Consider the following 5,614-nt stretch of genomic DNA (forward strand, 5'->3'; position numbering starts at 1 on the left):
TTTCTAATTGGCATAAAAAGCTACCTTTAAAACCGGGTTATTCATCTTCGAAGAGGCTCCGTTAGGAGCTTTTTTTACCATATAGAAATTGTTAAGTTCTTTAAAGAGAAGAATTCCTATTGGCAAAAAAAGTCACCTCTAATACCGGGTTAACCTGCACGGTTTGGTTTTTAACGGACCTCAGAGACCTTAATCGCTCCGGAAGGGCCTTTCGCTAACTTTAACGGACTCAGATGACGTTATTTCCAAGAACTGCCCGCGAAAGTAGGGGAATTCTATGCAATAAGCGCTTTTGTGTCCGTCTTAAAAAACCGCCTAATTTGACGAAATAGGGTCTCTCAGGTCCGTTCATTTTCCCAAGCCCTCTCTAGGCTGTACGATAAAGCTCCCGTTCACCTGTTCAGCCGGCCTTTTCGACCCCACTTTCTCGGGATCCTTCGCTGTAAACGAGCTGTCGTACCAAGTAAACTTAAAAAGGCCGCACCCCGAAGCATATCATGGGGAGCAGCCTTTTTTGTTATGCCGTTTAGTCGGAACAACGTTCCGGCAGTGCCTAATCATACTTCAATCCAGTCATGTCTCAAGCGGAAGAGATCTTCCAGCTCCTCCGTGGAGAGCTCGGTAATCCAATTCTCGCCGCTGCCGACGATTTGCTGGCTGAGACTTTGCTTCCGCTCGATCATTTCATCGATCCTTTCCTCCAGCGTGCCCAAGGTGACGAACTTGTGCACTTGAACATCTCTCGTTTGTCCGATGCGGAAGGCCCGGTCCGTGGCCTGATTCTCAACGGCCGGATTCCACCAGCGGTCGAAGTGAAAGACATGGTTCGCCGCTGTCAGATTAAGCCCGGTCCCGCCTGCCTTCAGCGAGAGCAGGAAAATCCCGCATGGCTCGGGGTTCCCGGTGTCCGCCGGTTCATGCTCGGAGGCCGGATATCCTTGGAATCGCGCAATCATCTGCTCGCGAACCATTCTCGGGGTGCCGCCGTGCAGAAACATGACCGGTTCCTGCAGAGTGCTGCTTAGGATGGATTGAAGCATTTTCCCCGTCTCAATATATTGCGTAAAGATCAGGCAGCGGTCCCCTTCCTGCCGCAGCTCGCCGACCATCTCCAGCAGACGGTCGACTTTGTTGGAACGGTTCTCCCATTGGATGGGCGCGGGCTCCTTCAAGAGCAGGGCCGGATGGTTGCAGAGCTGCTTCAGCTTGGTTAGCGAAGAGAGAATCAGCCCTCTTCGTTCCATGGCGCTTAGCCGGTTAAGCCGCTCGAACATTTCCTGGATATGATTTTCGTATAAGGAAGCCTGCTCGGCTGTTAACGAGACGTATGTTTTGGACTCGTATTTATCGGGAAGATCAAGCTGAATAGCCGGATCTTTCTTGACTCTACGCAGCAGAAAGGGCCGGATCAAGCTTTGCACAGCCTGCAGGGCGGCCGGATCGCTGGAGCGCTCGATCGTATGGGCGAACTTGCCCGTGAACTCCCGCAGAGAGCCGAGGTACCCCGGATTCAAGAAGTCGAAGATGGACCATAGCTCCGTCAACCGGTTCTCGATGGGTGTTCCGGTCAGGGCCATCCGATGTCCGCCTTCAAGCCTGCGAATCGAGGACGACTGCTTCGTATGGGCGTTCTTGATATTCTGGGCTTCATCGAGACAGATGGAGTCCCAGGTGACAGAGCGGAGCTCTTCCTCGTCCAGATGAGCCAGGTTGTAAGAAGTCAGCACAAGATCCGCGTTCCCGGCCCAGGAGGCAAAGCGCTCTCCCTTATGGCGATTCGGTCCGTAATGCAGCCGAACGTTAAGGGAAGGCGCGAACCTTCTAAGCTCCTTCTGCCAATTGCCAAGGACGGAGGTAGGACAGATCAGCAGTGAAGGAGCGGTGCAGTGCAGCTGGTCTTTCACCGTCAGAAGGTAAGAGATCCACTGGATCGTCTTGCCCAGGCCCATGTCATCGGCGAGACAGCCGCCAAGTCCGAAGCGACGGAGAAAGAGCATCCATGAGACTCCTTCGCGCTGGTAGGGGCGAAGCGAGCCTTGGAAGCTGTCCGGCACCTCCGCAAGCGGGATAGCCTCCAACTGCTTGAACTGGGCCATTAAATGCTGCAGGTGCTCCGTCAGCTCCAGTTCCAGACGAATGTCACCGTCGCTCGCCCCGTCTTCTTCGGTCTTCTGCGCATAGGTTTCCTTGAGATGAAGCTCGAGGATGTCGCGGAAGGTCAAGCCTTCGCTTGGCTTCATTCGCTTCATGACCTCGCGGATTTGGGCGATCTGGGCCGGATCGAGCAGCACCCACTGGCCGCGAAAGCGGACCAGCCGCTGGTTGTGCCGGAGAAGCTCCTGAAACTCGTCCTCCGTCATTTCCAGGTCTCCAACGGCAAAGCGCCAGTCGAAGCGCATGAGCTGATTGAGGCCGAGCAGCGAATCGCCCTGCGGCCCGGCGCCGGAACGGAGCCGGGCCTTCATCCGCGGCTTCAGCTTCCTGACGCGCTGCCACCAGGCAGGCAGGAAGACCGCGAAGCCGGCCTCTGCGAGCCGCAGGCTGCCCTGGCTGAGGAACTCCCACGCTTCGTCGTGGGTCAGTTCCTCCCGCCGCAGACGGTCGGGCTCGCGCTTGTCGCGCAGAGACGGGAGCATGCGCAGCCACTGCTGCACATCTCCCGCTGCGCGGTCCAGCTCCGCCTGCCAGCTCTCGGGCAGGGCGGCAGCTTCGTCGACCGGCACGGCACGGTCGTCGACGGGGACCAGGACCGCCGCGTCTTCGCGGTCCTGCAGCAGCACCTGCAAGCGCCAGCCGAGCCCATTCTCGGGCTCGAGGAGCTGCAGGCAGGTGCGGAACGGGCGGGGATCGCTCTTCCAACCGATCGCGATCAGCCAGTCTTCCTCGTCCCGCCAGACCGGGGCTTCGGAAGGCTCCTGCCCGAGCCGTCCATAGGTTCGCTCCAGCCGGCTGAGTGCTTCCCTCAGCTCCGGCTGGTCTTGGACCCGGCTCGCGATGAGCCGATCGGCCCACTCCTTGGCGGACGGCGACAGGAGCGGGAGCGCCTCAGGAGGAAGCTCCAGCTTCCATCCGGGCTCCCCCTTGCTCCACTTGGCGAAATCGGGCATGAAGCGCCCGTGCTTCAGAGCTTCCTGAATGTGAGGGGCCAGCCTCATTAATTCTTTGAGCTCAGGCTCCCACTCCATTAGCCCATGGACCGGGCAAGGAGGATCGGACAGGAAATCCAGCGCCAGCTCGGCCGGCAGCAGAATCCCTTCCTTGCCGTCAAATTCATCGGTATCTATAGTCATTCCGTAGAAGGAGGGGGAATGCCAGGCGAACAGACCCTGCTTCAATTCGAAGGCATCGACCATTCCCCCGATCTTGCGGCTTCCCCACAGGAAGAAAGAACCGGAAGGTATCCATCTGGAATGAACGGTATAGGAAGTGTTAGCGATCATGACAGCCACTGTCCTTTCTGCAGTTCTTGCTGGAAAGCGCGCAGACGGGAATATTTATCCGACAGCAATTCGATATACAGCTGCCAGCGGTCCAGCCGGTCCAGCTTCTCGTACAGAAGATGCAGAGTTCGGAGCAGACGGACGGCCGTTTTATAAGAAAGCCGGGTTTTCTCCTGGATCATCCGTTCCACGGATTGATGATAGATAGGCAGCAGCAGCTCCGGATCGGATGCCTCCACCGCTTTGATTTCATCAGGATAGAGGTTGGCCGGATCGACGGAATTTGCCAATTGAAGGTCTGCCCATTGCCGGAAGCGGCCGTGTTTCATCAAGTAATCAGTGTAATAAGTATAGCTTCTGGGCAGCATGGCGATCATGACGCGTATCCATTCCTCGTCTGAAGGCTGATGCTTCATCGCTTCTACCCAGTAACCGCACAGCGTATGGAATTCATCCTGCTTAAGCCTCGGCATCAACGGGAGCAGCCAGCGCAGCCAACGCAGCAGCCGATCCGGGGCTTCCGCCTGGTGAAGCTGTTGCAGCACGAACAGAAAATCCCCGATTTGCCGGTTATGCAGCCGGTTCAGAGAATGAATGGCCGTCTCATCGTCTCCGCCGGAGATGTCGAAATGGGCCAGAGCCAGGCGCAAAATATCCTCTTGGCGGGACGGGAGGCCGGACGGGCCGAGCATGTGCTTCAGCCGGTGGCGTTCCTTGGTCGGCTCCTCCACTTGTTCAAACCATTGACCCCACAGTGTCCGATAGACGTCCAGCCAAGGCACCGGTCCCGGTTTACCGCGCAGTGACCATTCCCTCACAAGCCGGATGGTGTCCTGCCAATGCCCCTCATGCTGCCGTGAAATCGGATGGGGATCGGTCTGCTTCGCCCACTGGGTTATTTCTTGGAGGGCTCTCATGGCGGCGTTCCGGCTTCCGGCTACGTGATAGGTAGACAAATAAGTCGTTTGGTGAGTTTGGTGAAAATCGTCTATCTTTCTCAGAATGAACAGATAGATATGCAATCGGTACAGCGAACGGATCCCTTCGTTCCACGTTTGGGCAAACGGGAGCAGAGAATCGACAGCCGCCGAATAAAATGTATCTACAGAATGCTGATGGCTCAGAGTAAAACCATAAAAACGCTGGTCAAAAACTTTATGCCACTGTGCAGGAAGGTCTCCCGGTCCTGGAATCATCGGACGCTCTTCCGATTTGGCCCTGCCGGCGGCACGTACGGCCTTGGTTCGTGTGAGCAGAGTGTGCTTCAGTTGAATCAAGAGCAGCTCGGGTCTGCCGTGTGCCGTATAAGCCATGAAGATAGCGGCGGCCATGTGGGCGCATTCGCCGGTACTCGGGCAGGTGCATTCGCTTCGTTCGAACTGCTCGAGATCGATCTTGACATCATAAGGCTCCACTCCATGAACGATGGCATGCAGAATGTAACCATGCTGCAGCGTCAGCTTGGCTACGAATCCCTTATGATAATGCTCCCATCCTTGTTCCAGCGTTTCCGGATCAAACCGGTTCTGCAATTTGTCAATCAACAGGTTCATCCGGTTTTTGGCAAGTTTGAACCTTGGCATCTGTTTTAAACCCTCCGTAAGCAAAAAAAGGCTTACCTTCTATAGTATCAGATTTTGCATTAATATGCTTAGGGTGAGTTGAATTTATAACCATATCTTCCTAAGGTTTTTGTTTCCATAGAAGTAATTAATAACCTGCCGGTTTTTTTGCTAAAATGCCTGATAACTCTTTTATAAAACTTAAGGTTATAACTTATTACTCAACCTTAACAGAGCAAAATCGGTTGATTTGATTGGTGTTGCACAAATAGAAAACCATTGCTTTTGCTTTCGAATGCCTTCGATTCCACGTCGGATCCTCGGAAATCAGCAGCGGCTATAAATCGGTGAGAGGCATTTGATTTAGCTGTATTTTATGTAGGTAGATTCAAGCCAATGGCAGAAAATGAATGAAGTAAATGGAAAAAGTAAGAAAAAGTACATTTAGAATCGCGGTTTTTTGTTGATACCGCCTTTTTCGCGCAAACTAGCTGCAGTTTCTCCATTTAGATCCCCATGCCGCTGACCGCGGCATCATCAGATGATGAAAATGGATGGATTTTCAAGGTAGAATAGAGTTGAATTGCTTCAATAGTGTGAAATTTGAAAACT

Annotated in this window: 2 protein-coding genes; both read right to left on the reverse strand. The window is 54.3% G+C overall.

From position 1 onward, the window contains the following. Positions 1–557 precede the first annotated feature (557 nt). Positions 558–3,440 (reverse strand): DEAD/DEAH box helicase, encoded by a 2,883-nt coding sequence (locus FS806_RS24780; protein WP_144941986.1) that lies wholly within the window; start codon positions 3,438–3,440, stop codon positions 558–560. Further along, on the reverse strand, positions 3,437–5,023 hold the full coding sequence (locus FS806_RS24785) for an SWIM zinc finger family protein (protein ID WP_144941988.1): 1,587 nt from the start codon (positions 5,021–5,023) through the stop codon (positions 3,437–3,439). Before FS806_RS24785 ends, FS806_RS24780 begins: the two co-directional genes overlap by 4 nt. Between the last annotated feature and the right edge of the window lie 591 nt (positions 5,024–5,614).

Source organism: Paenibacillus sp. 32O-W, assembly GCF_007679495.1.
Classification (GTDB): Bacteria; Bacillota; Bacilli; order Paenibacillales; family NBRC-103111; genus Paenibacillus_L; species Paenibacillus_L residui.

What these genes read in the sequence shown, in the direction of transcription:
- FS806_RS24780 (WP_144941986.1), bottom strand. Translation starts at nt 3,440, where the DNA reads ATGATCGCTAACACTTCCTATACCGTTCATTCCAGATGGATACCTTCC.
- FS806_RS24785 (WP_144941988.1), bottom strand. Translation starts at nt 5,023, where the DNA reads ATGCCAAGGTTCAAACTTGCCAAAAACCGGATGAACCTGTTGATTGAC.